Below are 18,277 nucleotides of genomic sequence, written 5' to 3'. Positions count from 1 at the left end.
GGACTTGCCTGGCGTTGTCCTTCGACAGGGCGTCCGGAAATGCACTGGGGCGGTTCTGGATGGCAATGAACAGTGCCGGAGCCGGCAACGGTCGCAGTGGCGATCGTTCCGCACTACCCTTGGTTTGATTGAGAGGGGCCGTTGCCTTGCTCTTGTTGGGAGGCAGGCTCTTCGCTCAGTCCGGTGGCGCAAACCGGCGAACCGATTGCTGCACGGAGCACAAGCATGTCGGCAAGACAACAAGTCACGGAACTGTTGCGCAGCGCGGACATCGAGGTCGGCGGCGGGCGGCCCTGGGATCTCCAGGTCCACGACGAGCGGTTGTTTCGGCGGATTCTGGCCGATGGGTCGCTCGGCGCCGGCGAGGCCTATATGGATGGCTGGTGGGACGTCGAGCGGCTCGACGAATTGTTCTTCCGGATCCTCCGGGCGCGCCTGGAGGGCAAGGTGCGCACCCCCGCGGTGCTCGGCCGGGTGCTGCTGAGCTGGCTCGCCAATGAGCAGAGTCGAGGGCGCTCGCGGCGGGTCGCGGAGCAGCACTACGACCTTTCGAACCGGCTCTACGAGGCCATGCTGGGGCGGACCATGCAGTACACCTGCGCCTATTACGGCCCCGACGGGGCCGAGGCCACCCTGGACGCGGCCCAGCGCGCGAAGCTGGATCTGATCGCGCGCAAGCTGCACCTGGAGCCGGGCATGCGCGTGCTCGAGCTGGGCGGCGGGTTCGGCGAGCTGGCCCGGTACCTGGCCGCCGAGCACGGCTGCGAGGTGGACAGCTACAACATCAGCAGCCAGCAGGTGGAGTACGCGAGAGGGCTCTGCGAGGGGCTTCCCGTCGATGTCCGGCAGCAGGACTACCGCGAGGCGGCCAGGGAATCCCGGCAATACGATCGTGTCGTGAGCATCGGGCTGATGGAACACGTCGGGCCGAAGAACTTTCGCGCCTTCTTCGAACTCGCGCGCGCCCGCCTGAAGCCCGGCGGGCTGATGCTGCTGCACACCATCGGCGGCAACGTCAGCCGCGTTCGCACCGACCGCTGGATCGCCCAATACATCTTCCCCGGTGGCGTGATCCCGTCCGAGGCGCAGCTCACCCGGGCCAAGGAGGGGGTGTTCGTGCTGGAGGACTGGCACAACTTCGGCCCGGACTATGACCGCACCCTGATGGCCTGGGATGCCAATTTCGTCACCGCCTGGCCGGACCTGAAACAAAGCGAAGGGCTGGACGAACGCTTCTACCGGATGTGGCGCTATTACCTGTTGAGTTGTGCCGGCGCCTTCCGGGCGCGAAAACTGAATCTCTGGCAGCTCGTGCTCAGCCACGGCGATCTGCCGCGCTACGAGCCGGTCCGATGAGCCGGGCTGCCTGGGAAGCCCACCGCGATCGGGTGGAGGCGATGGCCGCAGCGCTGGCCGGGTCCGACGGGCCAGTGCGCCTGAGAAAGTCCACCAGCAACCTGTTCAGGCCGCGCGAGGAGGCCCGCCGGACGGAGATCGACGTGGCTTCGCTGAACCACGTGATCGAAATCGACGCCGCGGCCGGCGTCGCCGAGGTCGAGGGCATGACGACCTATGCCGACGTGGTCGACGCCACCCTGCCGTACGGCCTGGCACCGGCCATCGTGCCGGAACTCAGGAGCATCACGGTCGGCGGCGCGACCACCGGGGTCGGCATCGAGTCGGGGGCGTTCCGTTACGGCCTGGTGCACGACACGGTGGAAGAGCTCGACGTCATGGTGGCCGACGGGCGGGTGTTGACCTGCTCGCGCGAGCAGCGCCCGGAACTGTTCTACGGCTTTCCGAACTCCTACGGCAGCCTCGGTTACGCCACGCGGGTCCGGCTGCGGCTGATCCGGGTGCAGCCTTATATCCGGCTGGAGCACACCCGCTTCCGCGACCCCGAAGAACTGTTTGCCGCGATCGCCGAGGAATGCGCGCACCCGACCTGCGCGTTCCTCGATGGCGTCTACTTCGCCCCCGGCGATTTCGTGCTCACCCGCGCGCATTGCGTGGAATCGCCGCCGGCGGACACCGAGGCCAGCGACTACACCTGGATGCGCCAATACTGGCAGAGCCTGCGCGAGCGGCGCGAGGACTATCTGAGCATCCACGACTACCTCTGGCGCTGGGACACCGACTGGTTCTGGTGCAGCCGAAATGTCGGCGCCCACCTCAAGCCGGTGCGGCTCCTTCTCGGGCGCAAGCGCCTGTCGAGCGTGACCTACCAGAAGATCATGCGCGCCAGCCGCCGCTGGCCGCTGAGCCTGCTCCACGCCGTGCGCCCGCGCAGCGAGGCAGTGATCCAGGACGTCGACATCCCGATCGGCAACGCCGCGGCGTTTCTGGCCGATTTCGAGGCCGAGATCGGCATCCGCCCGGTGTGGATCTGCCCGTTTGTCGTCCCCGAGGCCGGATTCTCGTTGTTCCAGCTGCGTACCGACACTCCGTACATCAACTTCGGCTTCTGGGACATGGTGCGATCCAGCGAGCCCGACGGCTATTACAACGCCCGGGTCGAGGAACTGGTGGCGAAACACGGCGGCAAGAAGAGCCTGTACTCGCGCAGCACCTACGACGAAGCCACGTTCTGGCAGAACTACGACCGCGAGGCCTACAAGGCCCTCAAGCGCGAGTGCGATCCCGACGGACGCTTTCCCGGACTGTATGAAAAGGCGGTGAAACGGGGCTGAGGCCAGCCGGGCCTCGAGGCCGGACACGCTTGTGCCCGTCCCGGTGCGTTGCGCGCCGCGAAACCGTGCCAACCGGCAAGCTCGCGATCGCCGGGCATTGAATCGCGCGCATCGTAGGCGCCGCGCTCCATAAAATGCGTTAAACGATGCTTTGACAGCGGGCGGGGAGTCGGTAGAATACGCGGCTCGAAGACGACAGGCGCGTAGCTCAGCTGGTTGAGCACTACCTTGACATAGTAGTCCGCGTCCTCAGGCCCTCCCTCGAAATTCCCATATTCAAGGCCTTACGAGGCATCTGAAGTCATCCCAGATCCCCTGTTGGGCTCAAAACGTCTCTAATTGTGTCTCAAGACAAGATCCCTAGTCTGTGCCGATGTGGCACTCTAGAGTGAACACCACTCAGCACAGACCACCCCATGCCACCAAGACGCAAGCCTGAATGGAAACAGGTGCCCTTCGGCAGCATCGTTGTTCCACCGAATAGCCCTCAAGCGCGACTCCCAGAAGCATCCATCAGGGTCGCGATCCAGAAGCTTTCGCCACACCTTTCGACGCTCGAGTTACTCCATCCGATAGTCGTTGACCAGACGGATATGAGCCTTTGTGGTGGTCATCGAACCTACCGAATTATCCGCGCATTGGCAGACGATCCAGGGCGTCTTACGTGGGTCGTATCGACGTCGTTCCAGAACACCGAGATGGTCGCGGTATTGGACGAATTGGTGTGTCCGCTCTTGGGCTCACCAACTGACGAAGAGACGATTTCCCGATACCTAAAGGCTGCGGATCAGAACGAGAAATGGCTGCGTTTTATGTGGGTTGATCCCACACGGGAGGGGATCGCGGATTTCTTGGGGGTAAGCAGACAGACGGTGCAGCGGGTGGTCAAAAAAGGGGGCGAAGCAGGTGGCTGAGGCCTCAATCTATTCATCGGTCTGCAAACTCCTAGGTCCCGATCTGTGCCGCTTGCAGGAGAGTTTTAAGGAAGATCTGCAATTGCCCGAAGGTTGTGAAGGGCTATTGCTGATTGCTGAAAATCTCGTCGATCTTGAGCCCAAGCTGTCCGTATTGGAGGAGGGCTGGGGACACCGAACAGAGCAGATTGTTCGATGGGCTAGAGAGGTGGACAACCTCAAAAATAACGAAATTCTCCGGGTCGGTTTCTCGGAACTCTTCTACGGGCATGTTGAGCGCGATCGTATCCGCCCACCCTTGCACGGCGTGTATACGAAACATGGCATTTGGGCCGCGATGTGGTTTCGTTTTTGGGATCCGCATTCGCGAACTGATCGGGGGGATACGTATGGTTGGTTGCAAGCTCAAGCCCTCATCGCATCGATCTTAGTTCGACGGCGATTCGACCTTCCAAAAAAACTGTTGGATGATCGCCGTTGCCAGGCGGGTCGGTTGATCAGGAACCTTCATGATCAGCGTACTGAGTGGCTTCTAGACCGCTTGAAGGAGTCTTGTCAGCATCCTCGGGAGTTGATGGAATCGCTGAAATACCAAGGCGAGCAAATTGGTCCGGATTGGCAGGATCCAAGGGCAATGGAGCCGGTAAAGGGGAAACGGCGCGGTCAGTATCGATCATTGCCGGCGGATCTGAAAGCGTTCGGCGATCTGCTTTCGATTGCGTACAGATTTACGGACGATCGATCTGACGGGGACTCGAAGGCGCCTCAGAAGCGAACGCAAAATGGGCGCCTTCCAGCCCAGTTTCTGTACTCCCACCATGCGATGTACTGGTCCATCCTCAAGCGCATAGAGGATGTGCAACTGTGGAAAGAATCAGGGATCGAGCTGGGGTTCTACGTTCCGAGTGGCGAAGCTCGAAAGGAACTGCTCGATGCGGACATAGATCCTGCGGAGTTCGGGGATCCGGAAGGCGCCGCGATTGCGATTGAAGATGTACTGGGGTTCGACCCGGACATGTCGGATCTGGGTGCATTGCCCCACCTTTCGACAGTGTTCGCCAAGGCGGCGCACAGAGGCCGCCATATCGCGGTCCAAAATCAGCGACTCCGAATCGCTCGGTCGCGACCTAGGCTCCAGGAGATCAAGCGCCTCGTTAGCGGTCTGAACGATGTTTACAGGATGGCGAGCTCCAGCCAACTGCCCGACGAAATTTCCGCGTCTGAGCGCGAAAAGCTTTGTCGCACGGTGGAGTTCGCCGCGGCGTGCCTGGTCACAGGCACGCCGGCCCAGGCTGTGAGGAATGCGCGAATTCTCGTGGAGGCTGATATAGGGCAACCGCCGAGCGAACTCAATATCGACCTGGCGTCTGGAGTATGGGTTCGTAGCTACGAAGGACCGGAACGCAGGAAGGTTCGAGAGGACGTCGCGAGTGAGATGATTCCGAGCACACAAAAGGTTTTGATCCCGGATGTCTGGGGCCTTCTTCGATGGAAGAACGGGACGGCGATTGGCGAAAAGCCGTTCGCCATGCACCAACTGGATACGTACACCGACGTATGGGATCGCCGGGTTCGTCCTCTGCTCAAGCGGATGGGTGTGTCGGACCGTCACCAGACATTTGACGGTATTGCGGCGGTGTTGCCGGCCTGGTTCAGAGGCCTGGAAGAGGGTGAGCATGTCAGCGCCTCGATGTTATTCGGACAGAAAGATCCGCTCGCGGCTACGCACCAGTTCTACACCGCCGTTAACCGGGAGAAGCTCGCGCAGAGGTTTCAAGAGGTCCTGGATGACCTGGGTGCCGCTATCGCACTTCCAACAGTCGATCAACGGAATGACGCTGTTCTGGCTCGATGCCCGGCGGCTTCATGTACAAAGGCGACGATTGACCCTAAAAAGAAAACCTGGGTTGGGGATGATCGGACGCCACGCATCACGCCGATGGCCGATTTTCTGCAGGAAGTCCGCGACCGGATCGTGTCCGCGCACGTTGGATCTGCGTATACGCTCCATAACCGGCTCGCCCTTTATACGGCATTGGCGTTGGTTCTCGTAACGGGGGCCCGCGCCATCCGTACCCCCATCCCAGATCTCACTGCGATCCATGGGCCAACCCGAACGCTCTGCCTGCAAGAGAAGGACCGTGGTGACGGTTTGCACGCTCGTCTCGCTCTGATGCCGCAACGGGTGTACGACCAGGTACAGATCTATCTCACCTGGCTGCAACGGAGCTTTCTTTCGGGTTCGTTGGACATGCCAACGGTGCTTCAACTCAAGGCGACCAAAAGCCGGGATCGGAGCCGCTACGGGGCGGAAGGCTTTCTGCTGGACCTTAGGAAATCCCTCTATTTCTGGGAGGAGGTAGCGAGGGACGAGTGGCGTCCGGTGGAGATGACCGGGAAAAGCCTGCAACAGCAGTGCGAGCAAGTGAGCAAGAATTCGTGGCCTATTGAGAACCAGGCGCGCCATTTTCATCGGACCTATCTGACGTGGTTGGATGTGCCCTCGACGGTCATTAACACGATGATGGGGCATTGGCACTACGGCGAGGAGCCCTGGACCGCCTACTCGGCAATGGATCCGGTGCGGTTACGGAATGAAGTTGAACCGATTTTGGACCAGATGCTGGACCACCTGAAATTCGAGGTTGTCCGGATCTGATGTCTGACGCCCCGGAAACCCAGCAGGTCTGTTCGCTCTGGCGTCACCTTGTGGAGCCGATGGAAGACCTGTTAGCCCACAGGGATCATCTCTGGTGCGTTCGCGACGATCTTTCGCGGGATACCGGTTCGGAGCTTGGCAGAGCCATTTCGGCCATCGAAAAGCATCACCCGGAGGTCCTTAGGCGAGACCGGATTCTCAAGTCGGTATGGTCCCGTGAACAGTTTGTGGCCCTGATGGACACGGTCCGTCGAGCGGCCCCGCGGGGGTCCTCTTTTCGGGCACGCTGGCGGGTCGCCGAGGTGCTCGATGCTGGTAATCGATTGGGTGTGTGGAAGATCCCACTGTATGACATTCCAGCTCCGCTCCCACCGCCCGGGAGACCGATTTTTCGCCCTGACAGCTTCGAGCGCATGGTTCAGTACGAGCCGTTGTATGCGCGTTTCGTGGAGGGGTTGGGTGCCGATGTTGGGGACCTCGATGATGGGCGCATGGCTTGGGGGCAGATTCTCGGTTCGTTCCTCTTGTTCGGGGGGCTGGTGCAGCCAGCGTGGCTTGCCGCGGTCCCGAGTTCGCTCAAACATGCGCCGGCGCACTTGCATTGGCTGGATATCGAGCGGTCATTGCCTGACAACCAACGACCGGTGATTCGTCGGCATTACCTGGATCCGATCTCGCGTTCGGTGGTGATGCACTGGAGAGACGTTGGTTGGCCGGAGATGCCTCCTGGTAAGGGGCGAAGCCCGGCGTTTCTCAGTCGCGTGATTGGTTCCTACTTGCGGCGTTTGGACCCCAGCCTACGGATTCCGGACAACTGGACGGAATTGCGCGACTTCGTCGAAACCCGTCTGGCCTTGTACGTCCCACCGCACCTGATGGGGTACGCCACGGGCTTTTATAACTCCGTATCGTTGTCGCCGGAAGTAATTCAGCGCATGGAGTTCCCGCCAGGTCAGGTGCCTTCGGGCGAAGGACTCGTCACTGCTGACTCTGAAGGCGTAGTGCCAGTAGGACAGGCGGCTGCTGGTGAAGATTCTGACAGCCAGGGCAGGCCAATTGCCCCGCCCGCGGGCCCCTGGATTCGCGAATTGGGAAGTGCAATCCGTGGGGGATCGGCGGCGGACCCCAAACGTGTGGCGGCCTGGCTTGAACGCCAAGCGAATGGTGAGGGATCTGAGCCTGACTCGGTACCACCGAGTGTTGTGAAGATGGGAGAGTGGGCCCAGCGTTGGCTGTTTTCGAGTCGTGCCGGTGCCCGACCCATGAAACCCAAGACGGCCTACGATCGCTTCAATGCATTGGCCGTCCCTCTCGCTGGCTTTCTCGGCAACGAGGATCCGGCCGCGTTCGAATGCGTGGACGACTTCGTGGAGGTCTACACCGGCGTCCTTGAAACAGCCGATACTTTGTCAAAGCGCAAGCGGTTAGCCGCAGCTCTGGCGAGCTTTCATGACTTCCTGCGGAACGCGCACGGGGCACCAGATATTGCGTCGGCGGGTCTCTTCACGGTTCGCGGGCGCCAGCCCCACGCCGTCGATGCCAATTTCATCGAACCGCGCGCGTTTGAATGGGCGGTACGCTGGTTGGACTATCGTTACGCCGAGGATCCTGAGCTGCGGGAGAGCCTCGTTTTGATCGCGTGTCTCGGGTATTTCGGGGGGCTGCGCCGCTCTGAGGCGATTGGGCTGCACATTGGTGATCTTGATGGCGAACCCGCGTGGGACTGCGTCGTGAGACCGAACCGAAATCGGGGGCTCAAGAGCTCAAGCGCGCACCGAGTCGTCCCATTGGGTGTGCTCCTGCCTGCGCGCTATCTGGACCGACTGAAGCATTGGTGGGCCGCTCGCCGAGAAACTGTGGTTGCGGATGGTGGCGATCCTGCAACGGTTCCGTTGTTCGATCGTCCCCGGAAACAGGGAGCGGGGAATGACAATCTCCGGCGTTTTGATCGCGATCTGGAACGCATTACGGATGCACTGATACGGGTGACAGGTGATGGGAGCGTGCGCTATCACCATCTCCGGCATTCATTTGCGAATCAGCTCTTGCTTGCGTTGTGGCGGCACGAGCACAGCGATGATGCGTTGGTGGTCGAGCGGGTTGATCCCCTGATCGGCTTTGAAGATATCGCGAAGCTACGGATAACCCTTCTTGGCGACTCCCCGGTTCAGCGCCGCAGCCTACGGCTAATCAGCGCGCTCATGGGGCACCTGACGGCCGAGATCACCATGAATCACTACGTTCATCTGACGGATCTTCTTTTGGGCCAAGCCGTGCGGGTAGCGCTCCCCCCGCTGGAATTCCATGATGTGGCTCGAATGCTGGGTGTGTCCCTCAAACATGTTCAACGAAGCGAGCGAACCTTCCGAACAGGGAACCCGGTACTTCTGTTCGAGAGGATGCTGGACCGTCATCTCGGCAGCCCTGTCCCCGCGGACATGGATGCAGAAGAGTCCAAGCAGCTACTCCCGCCGCGTGATCCTCATGCAGCACTCCTGTCCTTGACTGACCACCTGAATCGCACTTCGCAGGACGATTCGAAAGTCGTTCATTTCGTGGGGCCTTGGCAAGGGCCCACTCTCGATGTGTTGAGGGCCTGGCTGTCGGACGTTCCGGAGCACTTTCGCAGACCCCGCACGGGGCGCCATGAACGGATCATTGCGCCACCCCGGACTCAGCAGGGGCTGGGTTTATCGAAGGAAGCGGTCCAGTTACTCCTGGGTGTGAAAGGCGCCTGGGGCAAGGAAGAACGCGCCCGGCTGCTTCGGATCTTTCTGTCAGGGAAGCTGGCGAGTGGTCCGCTCGACGTTGTCCTGGCGACCTTGCCCGCGCTGGATCTTTGGGTGCGGTTCCTCCGAGAGATCCAGCTCGATGATGCCTTCGAATACATGCATTTCTCAGGTAAGGGTGGAGGCCGAGAAACGCCGATGGGGCAGTATCAATACTGGGCGCAGCGCGCACCGGTCGCGCTCGAGTCTGGTGACGCCAATCCCGAGCCGTTCGCGGAGCATCTCCCCGAGAAACGAAGAGGCGTCGTGGTTGCCCGGCACCGACGAAGTGGCGAGGCTGGCCGGCACCGCTGGGTGTACGGGGTCTGTTGGGCACTCGTTATGCTGAAGGCGAACGACGAGCATCCAGAACTGGCACTGCTGACGCCATAGCGTGTGCTCCGGGCCTTTGGCTTATATGGCTCGCGCTGTCTCGAGCACCTGGGCTCTCCACTTTTCGGGGAGCGCGCCGGGGGTGACGACGTCGACCTCGACACCGAGGAGTTCTTGCAGCTCCATGCGAATTTCACCGATATCGAAGAGGGAGGTCTCGTCCGTCGGATCGATCAGGAGTTCCAGGTCGCTGTTGGGGTGTCCTGTCCCCGCAGGACCGAGCCAAAAACACGTGCGTTCTTGGCGTGGTGACGTGCGACCTCTCTCCTGATGGCATCCCGGTGTATCTCTACGGCCCTCGAGGGTTGCATGGTCCGGCGTCTCGGCTGCTTTATGAGAAAATCTTACTGCACAATGGCTAACTAGAGCAGCGGGGTAGCCCCTGCACCCTTCGAACTCTACGCAGCTTGGCCGTGGCGGGCACGCCAGAGATCGTAGTCGAGCTGCATTCCCGCCCAGACTTCGGCACGCCCGCCTCGCTCGACACCGAGCCAACGTTCGATGCGCAAAGCCATCTCGGGCGAGATGCTCGCGTGACCATGCAGCACGCGTGAAAGCGCTGCCCGCGTGACGCCCAATTCCCGGGCGGCGGCCGTCACCGACAGGCCCAGCGCCGGCAGCACATCATCGCGCAGGAGCTCGCCGGGGTGCGGCGGATTGTGCATCGTCATAGTGACCCTCCTCAGTGGTAATCCTGATAATCGACCAGGATCACGTCACCGTTATCGAACTTGAACGTCAGCCGCCAGTTACCGCTGACCGAAACGGACCAATGCTCCGACAAGCGGCCCTTCAGCGGGTGTAGCGCCCAGCCCGGCAGGTTCATGTCCGATGGCCCACTGGCTCGGTTCAGCACAGCGAGTTGGCGCGACAGTCTTGCGGCATGGCCGCTTTGGATGCCGGACTTGGAGCCCGTCTCAAAAAATCGCTGAAGACCTTTGTGCCGGAAGCTCTTGATCACGTCTGGTATCGTATATCGAGACTATACGCATTGCAACTGGGCTTTGGCATCGCGCCTGAGTTCCAGATCAAGGCTTGGCCGTTTCCATCATCCGCCGCAACAGAGAAACGGGCGATTTGCGGCCCCTCCGCACTGTCGTGTATCAGACGGGTTCGGAGTGCCAGTGAATGTGCTCTCATCAGCCTCTCACAACAAGCGCATGGCATCCGCTTGTGCCAACTCCTCTTCCCATAGACCGTTGCGCGTCGAATGAGTCTGTCGTCTGGATCGGTCAATTCAGCCTCGGCGGGTGCTCTGTTGGATGATGAAGGAAGAGTAGTCGGCCCTCCGCGGCGGCGTCATGGTGAATAACGCCTCATCTACCCCACGAGTACGCCCTGGATCTGAAGCTGGTCCAGGGCAACGTGTAATGGCGGATACGCCGGATTCTCTGCATGGAGCAGCACCCCGTTCGGCGTCTGCTCGATCCGTTTAAGGGTGGCTTCCTCACCATTGATCAGAGCGACCACGACGTCACCGTTGCTCGCGTGGCTGCGGGATTCGATCACCACCCAGTCGCCATCCAGGATGCCGGCGTCCTGCATGGAGTCGCCTTTCACCTCGAGTACATAGCACTCACCCTTACCGCGCAGGCCCTGAGGCACTTCTACCGGTTCCCGGTTTTCCATTGCTTCGATTGGCTGACCGGCCGCGATACGGCCCAGCAGGGGCAGGGTAGTAGCACTTCGTTCCTCGGATGCGGCTCCGGGATCGGTGGCTAACGCCTCGAGAACATCAGGCGTAAGCCGAATCCCCCGATGGCGCCGCGGGCGGCCTGTACGTAACCCGCCGCCTCCAGTGCACGGATGTGCTTGTGCAACGAGCCGCGTGACAGCAGGCCCAGGGCCTGTCCCAGTTCATCGAGGTTCGGGGCGTGCCCCTCCGCCGCGAAGCGCAGCAAGGCCTCGAGCACTCGACGCTGGTGTGGGGTCAGTGCCTCCCTAAGTTCGCTTTGGTTCCGCCGGTGTCCGGGGCCTCCTGAACGCATTCGCGCAGGGCAGCAGATCCGTCAACGGGTCCTCTGGTCCGTTCGGGTTCCCTGTCGTATTGTGAGCAATGGTGGCGTATCTCCTCTGGCTGACTGGTTGGTGGTGCTTCCATTCCAGCCGGATACGCTGCCTTCCTCAACCCCCCCGTACACCACTTTCGACAGTAACTCGACAGCAGGAGAGTAAGCGCATGGCAAGCCTAAGAGGATTGGTTGGTGGATCACTAGCCCTCATCATTCTCCTGGTTATGGGGTGGGCCGGCTCTACTTGGTACTTGGGGGCTACCATAAACGAGAGGCTGGAGCAGGAAGTCGAGCGAATTGCGGGCTTGGCTTATGTTGAGTCTGTCGCCTACGAGAAGACTCGAGGGTTTTTGTCTACCGAGTTCTTTCTTGCGGTCCACTTTGCAGATCAGGAAAACTCGGGTTTCGGCAATAGGTCGACCGAAGGCTTCCCACCGATAGGACTATCGTCAACAATTCAGCATGGTCCAGTATTAGGGTGGTCGAGTGGAAAAACAGGTTCCGCGGCCAAAGCCGAGATACACGAAATTCTGTTCCTAGGGATGATCGTGCCGGTCTCGGATAGTAGCGTTGTGACGGGGGTTTTAGATGACCGGGTTAGTGGCAATCTCGTGGTGGATCGTCACGTAGAAACCTTTTCGGGAGAGTTTCCGGCCACTGAAGCCATAGAGAATCTGTCAATGTGGTTCGAGGGAGATTCAGAAGGCTGGTCTTTAGATGTCTCAATAGATAGTTGGCGCTGGCTGCACGATGTCTCGGATGTAGATTGGATCGATAAGGAAATGGCCGAGGGTGAAATGGAGTCGATCAAGGCATCTCTTGACTATGAACCCCTTAGCGCGGGGCGCGGGCCCGTGTTCTCGTTATCGGTTGGCATCGAAGAAGCGTTTAGCATTGAAAGAGGTGCACGGAGGGGCGACGCACCTAACCAGTGGGAATTAGGAGAGTCGCAGATCCAGGTTCTGGGCCGCGGTCATGGAGTGAATTGGGATGCGGTTTGGGATTGGGACATCGTATTCTCGGCGAGCTCAGTTATTAGTCGGGATGGTGACGAGACGTTCGAAACTGGCGAGACAACCATGGAAGCGGGTGTCTCAACTGATGGTGGGTATAGTAACGTTCAGCTTAACTGGTCGTATAACGACTTGGATGTACCGTTCTTGGATTTAACGGACTTTCAAGGCCGTATGGACATTAGAAGGATACCGCCTCGCGATTTAATTAAGTTTCGGGACAAGGTGCGGGATCTCCGCTCCGATCCCCTTGGTTTCTATGAAGGGCCAGAAGGTTATGGAATTGCGACGCGTGAGGCGGCTGAAGCAGCGTTTGGCGGTCCGGCAGGGAGCGGGCTTCCGTTGTCTGCAGATGTACGCGGTCGGACTTCCGATGGCGAATGGGGTGTGCGCGGAGAGACGCGGCTAGACGTGGCGAATCTGCTTTCGCAGCCGTATCCGTTCTTGGTCCTGCTCTGGCCTGAGCCGAACCTTAGGTTAGTCTTGGATTTCGATGACGAGCTTTTGAACGCATTGTGGGGAAGGGAGCTAAAGAGGGGATATCTCGAGGAGTTTGGTCTTTCGGAACAGCCTGATGGATACACCATTCGGTTACGTGCGCACAATGGCCGGATATTTCGGGGACGACGCGATGTGACTGAGGTTTATCAGGCTTGGGTTGAGTGGCTCTTCGTGGATTCTGGAGTTGAGCACGAGTAGGCGATCGTCTGGTTTTGGTGCGGTGGTGTCGCTGCATTGCTGTACGGGATAATCTGATGGCGACCATCAGTTTGATTTCATGGCGATGAACTGGCATTTAGGGATCTTTGGAAGGCGCTGAAAAAAGCGGGCATTGAGCGAGTACGAGATGGCGCCGATGTTCAGCTCGCCGTTCAGGAGGAAGGCACGGTTCGCTATGGGTATCAGGTCCATCATCGGCAAGCGAGCCCGGAGGGGCGGTACCCGACGTCCCCCAAGGATGCGGGGTGGGAGCGGATTGCAGATCTGTTAGAACGGCCTGGAGGCCGGGGAACACCCCCGAAGTACTCGCGGCGGGAGCTGGTCGATGCGTGCTGTTATGTGGTGCGAACCGGCTGCGCATGGCGCTTACTGCCGAAGGGGTTCCGGCCTTGGCAGAACGTGTACCGGACCTTCCGTCGCTGGAGCGAGCAGGGCAAGTTCGAACAGATGCATGATCGGCTGCGGGCGCAGTGGCGGGAGCGCGAGGAGCATACGCATGCGGCCACAGCGGCGGTGATCGCGGACATCCTCGAGGCGCGCCTGGATGCGCAATCCACGCGCGGATCGCCGCAAGGGGGCGAGACCAGTTATGGCGCGGGCAAGCAGATCAAAGGACGCAAGGGGCACCTGGTGGTCGATACGCTGGGCCTGCTCCTGGCGGTCAGTGTCACGGCCGCTAGTGTCCAGGATCGGGACGGCGCCCCGTCGGTAGTAGCCGACGCAAAGGACAAGTACCCGAGCATCGAGGCGCTCTTCGTCGACTCGGGGTATGCCGGCCGCTGCGCCCGGGCCATGGCTCAATGCCAGGCCATTGACGTGCAAGTGGTCCGCCATCCCGCCAATCGCAACGTGGGCCGATGGACGGCGTCGGAACCGCCGGACCTTTTTACTGTACAGGCGGATCCGAAAGGCTTTGTGGCCTTGCCCAAGCGCTGGGCCGTGGAGCGCACCCATGCCTGGATCGAACGGGCTCGGCGCCTAGTGATGCACCACGATCGGTTGCTCCGCGTCGCAGAGAGCTGGGTATGGCTCAGCGAAGCGCGTCGCCTGCTACGGCGACTTACGGCATGATCCTTTTGTAAACACCCTCTTAACGCCGAAGCTCAAGGCTGTTGATCGAGGATCAAGAGTCTCAGGACCCATCCGGATACTGAACCGGAATCTCGGAGGGCCACGTCCAGCAGCTTTTCCATTGCCCAACAGAAATGTTCATCCGAGACAGCCGAAGGCAGCAAAAATGCCTGCCCCAGAGCCGTGGCCTCCGGGTGTTGCGCGAGACGATTATCCAGAACCCGCTCCGCAAGGGATCGCTGGGTCGGAGTCAGAGTCTGTACGCTTGGATCCATGTGGGCCTCTGCGAGAATGGCTCGGCGCGAAATGTCCAGATATCGACGCAGATCCGAGCGCGACAGGCTCCACGCATATTCCATCTCGACCCTAGTGGAAGTCTCTCCAGGCAAATCTCCACGGAAGAACGCCGCACACGTTTGATTGTCAAGACCCGCAGCCATCTGCCGGATGTGCGTATACATGAATCTGAGATCGTCGGTGCTGATGCGACGCAGACCCAACGCCGCCAACTCGCCGATGGAGGCTTGGCTGAGCTCGAAAGCCATGCGTTCATGATCGGACGGGTCCGCTTCATCCATGAACTCCATGACAACTAGGGCGTTCTCAACCATCAGATCGATAATGGCCTCATCGGACAGGAGACGTTCCAGGTGCTGTCTGAAGATCGGGCGGGCTTCTTCGGGGGGGGACCAGTAATCGATTGCATTGTCGATGAGTTCATCGGAGGTCAGTAGGTCCCGAAAATTGTCGTGGCCGTTGTCTGAACCCAAGGCAGGTGATGCCGCAAGCAAGAAAATACAAGCCGCTGCGATCAGTACCGCGAATAATGGCATTCCCTTCATTTGTTATTCCTCCATAAGATCCAAAGGCGGAGGTGAGGTCGTCCTTGCACGTCTATGGGCCCGTGGCCTTGGCAGTCGGGCCATTTCCAGTGAGTATGGCGTGTACGACGATGGTTACCATGAGAATGGCACTGAGCGGTCGGCATGGAAAGGGGCGTTTGGGAGCCGACTCAGGGCTCCGTGAGGACGCATTCAGCAGAAAGGGGTGCCTTCCAGAACGAAAGAGGTATCGGGCGTGGAGCGAAGTTGACGTGTCCCTGACTGCGGGCTCACCACTGGGGTTCATCCTAAGGTGCGTTGATGAAGGATTTCTACTCCGGTCAAGCAGAGCGCTTTTTTTCAGAGTATGAAGCGTTGACGTTTGAGAACGTACATGCCGCATGGAAGCACTTGTTGCCGGATCGGCCGGGCTTTGCGATGGATGTCGGCGCGGGGAGTGGGCGCGATGCGGCTGCTCTGGCCGAACGTGGTTGGGAAGTGCTGGCTGTTGAACCCTCCGATGGACTGAAATCCCGGGGAGAGTCCTCCACGCGTGATCGGGGTTTGCCAGTCCAGTGGATGGCTGATCAACTTCCGGATCTGAGCCGCGTGCGGTCGTTGAGCTACCAGTTCGATCTGATCTTGGTATCAGCCGTCTGGATGCATCTGCCGGAGCATCAACGAGAGCGGGCGTTCCGGATTCTCGCAAACCTTCTGGCTCCGGGTGGCGTGCTGGTGATTACCCTGCGCCATGGTGCAAGCCCGGACGAGCGGACCTTCCATCCCGTTTCAAGGGATGAGCTCGAGCACTTCGCACGGCAGCAGGCCTTGGTGTCTGTTTCATGTGAAGACGTTCCCGACACTCAGGGACGCCCGGGCGTTTCCTGGGAGACGGTGGTGTTCCGTCTTGCCGACGACGGGACTGGTGTCCTGCCGCTGCTCCGCCACATCATCGTCAACGACGACAAGTCCTCGACGTACAAGCTGGCGCTGCTGCGCGCGGTGGTGCGACTGGCGGAAGATGCGCCGGGTCTGGTGCTGAGGCGGGATGATGACCGCGTGGAGGTCCCGTTCGGGGCGCTGGGCCTGTACTGGATCAAACTGTACATGCCGTTACTGCTCAGGGAGCGTCTGAAGCAGTTGCCGCGCGCCACCCCGGGCTTCGCCAAGTCCGCCTTCTGGGCACTCGGGAACATTTCGCCTTTCGATCTGCGGATCGGGCTGGCCATGGACCGTGAACAAGCGGACATCGTTGGCGAGGCCATCGATGACGCTTGCCAGACGATTAAGAACATGCCCGTGCGGTACACGACCTATCCGGGCACGAGCAACCGAATCTTCGAAGTCGCGCCGGGCTCCCGCCAGCGCAAGACGGATTTCGACCGACTGACCCCGGAAGGGCTGGAACGGTTCGGTGTCTTTCGGATTCCGACCGCGATCTGGGATTGCTGCAGTCGCTATGCGTGCTGGCTTGAACCCGCGATCGTGAATGAATGGATCGGACTGCTTCGTCAGTACAATCGCGATGCATCGGTAGAGACGCTGGTGAGCGCGATGGAATGGGAGGAGGGTATACGACAGACCTACCAGGTGCGGAATCGTGTTCAGGCCCTTCGAGACGAAGGGGCAACCGTGAAGTGTGTCTGGACCGAAACCGCCCTCCGACGGAGCTACGATGTCGACCATTGTTTTCCATGGATCCGCTGGCGCAACAACGACTATTGGAACCTGTTACCGGCCAGCCGGCGGGCCAACAACAGCAAGGGTGACCGATTGCCCTCGGCCCCCCTGCTGGAGCGTGCCCGGCCGCGTATCCTCGACTGGTGGCAACATGCGTATGTCGGAACCGAGCTTGAGCGCCCGTTTCTCCTTCAGGCGCGTGCCGCTTTGCCAGTGGAACACCCCGAAGATCTCGAGGGACTGTTCGACGGGGTGTTGCAGCAGCGCTTGCGATTGAAAATGAACCAGCGCTTGGCCGAATGGCACGGCCTCGCAGGCGCCTGAACGTACAAACGGCGCTCTGCCAGACCCCTGACACTTGTACCCATGTGATGCCGCACCAGAGTGGTCGAATGAAGGGATTGGTAGCGGTGTCGAGATTAGTGGGTGGACCTTGCCACCCTCAGCACGAGGATCCTGCGTCATGTGCGGACGGATGACGCGCTACAGCGCGACCAGCGAGCTCGCCATGCGGTATTTCCAGGTGCCGGTCGACGTGGCGTTTGACGCACCTCGATACAACGTCGCGCCCGGTACCCCCCTTGAAGCATTCAGCGCCGGGGACGAAACTCCCGCCGCCTTTCAGTCAATGTTGTGGGGCTTTCGGCCAAAGCGGGTGCAGGAGGGTCCTCGCCCAATCAACGCCCGGGCCGAAAAGGTCGCGAGCAGTCCGTATTTCCGCAGCGCCTTCGCGCATCGGCGCTGCATCGTCCCGGCGGATGGCTGGTACGAGTGGCAAAAAACTGAACAGGGCAAGCAGCCGCATTTCATCACGTTGACCGACGACGCGACGCAGGACGTGCTGTTCCTGGCGGGCATCTGGGCGCCGACCGCGGACGGCGGGGCCTGCTGCGCGATCATCACCGAGCCTGCGTCCGAGCACCTGGCGCAGATCCACGACCGGCAGCCACTCGCGCTCGACGCCGAATGCCGATGGGATTGGCTCGACCCCGAGATCACCGACCGCGAGCAGGTCCGCCATATCACTCGCCGTATGCCGCCTTCCGCTTTGCGGGCGTATCCAGTTTCCACCCGAGTGAATCGGCCGGCGAATGATGATCGGTCGTTGCTTGATCCCGTAGACCGGGCTTAATCCACCGTTTGCCTGCCCGAGGCCCGTCGCAGGGGGGCATCTCCCAGCCGTTGTCTTTCTCTGGATGTGCAGGAGCAGAGCATCCCGAAGCGTTCGTCCAAGTCCGAGTGAGTCAGCGCGTACCCCAGGGAGTTACTGTCGAAAGTGGTGTACGGGGGGGATTGAGGAAGGCGGCGTATCCGGCTGGAATGGAAGTGCGAGCAACCAGCCAGCCAAAGGAGATACGCCACCATGGCTCACGATACGACAGACATCCCGAACGGACCAGAGGACCCGTTGACCGATCTGCTGCGCCGCGGGGCGCGGGATCTGATCAAGCAAGCGGTGGAGGCCGAGTTGCAGACGTTCATGGAGCGCTACGCGGAGGACCGCTTGCCGGACGGGCGCCGGGCAGTGGTGCGCAA

The 18,277-nt window shown here is 60.5% G+C and carries 11 protein-coding genes and 3 pseudogenes; 10 read left to right on the top strand and 4 right to left on the bottom strand.

Going from position 1 to position 18,277, the window contains the following annotated elements; all coding sequences use genetic code 11:
* Window positions 1-225: 225 nt before the first annotated feature.
* From cfa to F572_RS15975, 5 genes are all read left to right on the top strand, one after another.
* Window positions 226-1,356: a cyclopropane fatty acyl phospholipid synthase gene (cfa, locus tag F572_RS0112885; RefSeq protein ID WP_018158507.1), complete on the top strand. Its 1,131-nt coding sequence runs from the start codon at window positions 226-228 to the stop codon at window positions 1,354-1,356.
* Window positions 1,353-2,690, top strand: coding sequence for an FAD-binding oxidoreductase (locus tag F572_RS0112880; RefSeq protein ID WP_017942553.1), 1,338 nt, complete (start codon window positions 1,353-1,355; stop codon window positions 2,688-2,690). Before cfa ends, F572_RS0112880 begins: the two co-directional genes overlap by 4 nt.
* 416 nt (window positions 2,691-3,106) lie before the next feature.
* The gene (locus F572_RS15980; RefSeq protein WP_231291122.1) at window positions 3,107-3,604 is read left to right on the top strand and encodes a hypothetical protein; all 498 of its coding nucleotides are present in this window, start codon (window positions 3,107-3,109) and stop codon (window positions 3,602-3,604) included.
* A 634-nt stretch (window positions 3,605-4,238) separates the two neighbouring features.
* Entirely contained in the window at window positions 4,239-6,263 is a 2,025-nt protein-coding gene (locus F572_RS0112870) for a hypothetical protein (protein WP_017942554.1), read from the top strand.
* Complete coding sequence (locus F572_RS15975) at window positions 6,263-9,424, top strand: site-specific integrase (RefSeq protein WP_017942555.1); 3,162 nt, start codon at window positions 6,263-6,265, stop codon at window positions 9,422-9,424. Before F572_RS0112870 ends, F572_RS15975 begins: the two co-directional genes overlap by 1 nt.
* Window positions 9,425-9,822: 398 nt before the next feature.
* On the opposite strand, the gene F572_RS0112855 is transcribed toward F572_RS15975, so the two are convergent.
* The 3 genes and pseudogenes from F572_RS0112855 to lexA form a co-directional block, all read right to left on the bottom strand.
* Entirely contained in the window at window positions 9,823-10,095 is a 273-nt protein-coding gene (locus F572_RS0112855; protein ID WP_012982509.1) for a HigA family addiction module antitoxin, read from the bottom strand.
* A gap of 11 nt (window positions 10,096-10,106) precedes the next feature.
* Complete coding sequence (locus F572_RS0112850; RefSeq protein ID WP_026143098.1) at window positions 10,107-10,385, bottom strand: type II toxin-antitoxin system RelE/ParE family toxin; 279 nt, start codon at window positions 10,383-10,385, stop codon at window positions 10,107-10,109.
* 359 nt (window positions 10,386-10,744) lie between these two features.
* Window positions 10,745-11,412: pseudogene (gene lexA / locus F572_RS15965) on the bottom strand (transcriptional repressor LexA).
* Between the two features lie 191 nt (window positions 11,413-11,603).
* Between lexA and F572_RS15465 the strand changes: the two are divergent.
* Entirely contained in the window at window positions 11,604-13,148 is a 1,545-nt protein-coding gene (locus tag F572_RS15465) for a DUF945 family protein (RefSeq protein ID WP_081602043.1), read from the top strand.
* A 111-nt stretch (window positions 13,149-13,259) separates the two neighbouring features.
* Window positions 13,260-14,240 (top strand): annotated as a pseudogene (locus tag F572_RS14820) (IS5 family transposase); the annotation flags it as partial.
* A gap of 32 nt (window positions 14,241-14,272) precedes the next feature.
* Here F572_RS14820 and F572_RS0112820 read toward each other — a convergent pair.
* Window positions 14,273-15,082 (bottom strand): hypothetical protein, encoded by an 810-nt coding sequence (locus F572_RS0112820; RefSeq protein ID WP_017942562.1) that lies wholly within the window; start codon window positions 15,080-15,082, stop codon window positions 14,273-14,275.
* Window positions 15,083-15,382: 300 nt separating this feature from the next.
* On the opposite strand from F572_RS0112820, the gene F572_RS0112815 reads away from it, so the two are divergent.
* The 3 genes and pseudogenes from F572_RS0112815 to F572_RS15720 form a co-directional block, all read left to right on the top strand.
* Window positions 15,383-17,065, top strand: a complete 1,683-nt coding sequence (locus F572_RS0112815; protein WP_026143100.1) for a class I SAM-dependent methyltransferase — start codon at window positions 15,383-15,385, stop codon at window positions 17,063-17,065.
* 139 nt (window positions 17,066-17,204) lie between these two features.
* Window positions 17,205-17,873 (top strand): SOS response-associated peptidase, encoded by a 669-nt coding sequence (locus tag F572_RS0112810; RefSeq protein ID WP_038034395.1) that lies wholly within the window; start codon window positions 17,205-17,207, stop codon window positions 17,871-17,873.
* Window positions 17,874-18,104: 231 nt separating this feature from the next.
* A pseudogene (locus F572_RS15720) lies at window positions 18,105-18,277 on the top strand (IS256 family transposase); the annotation flags it as partial.

Origin of the sequence: Thioalkalivibrio sp. ALE14, from assembly GCF_000376845.1 — a bacterium.
In the GTDB taxonomy this organism is placed as follows: domain Bacteria; phylum Pseudomonadota; class Gammaproteobacteria; order Ectothiorhodospirales; family Ectothiorhodospiraceae; genus Thioalkalivibrio.
The sequence above is the reverse complement of the archived record's forward strand: the minus strand, read 5'-3'. Positions and strand labels throughout refer to the sequence as shown.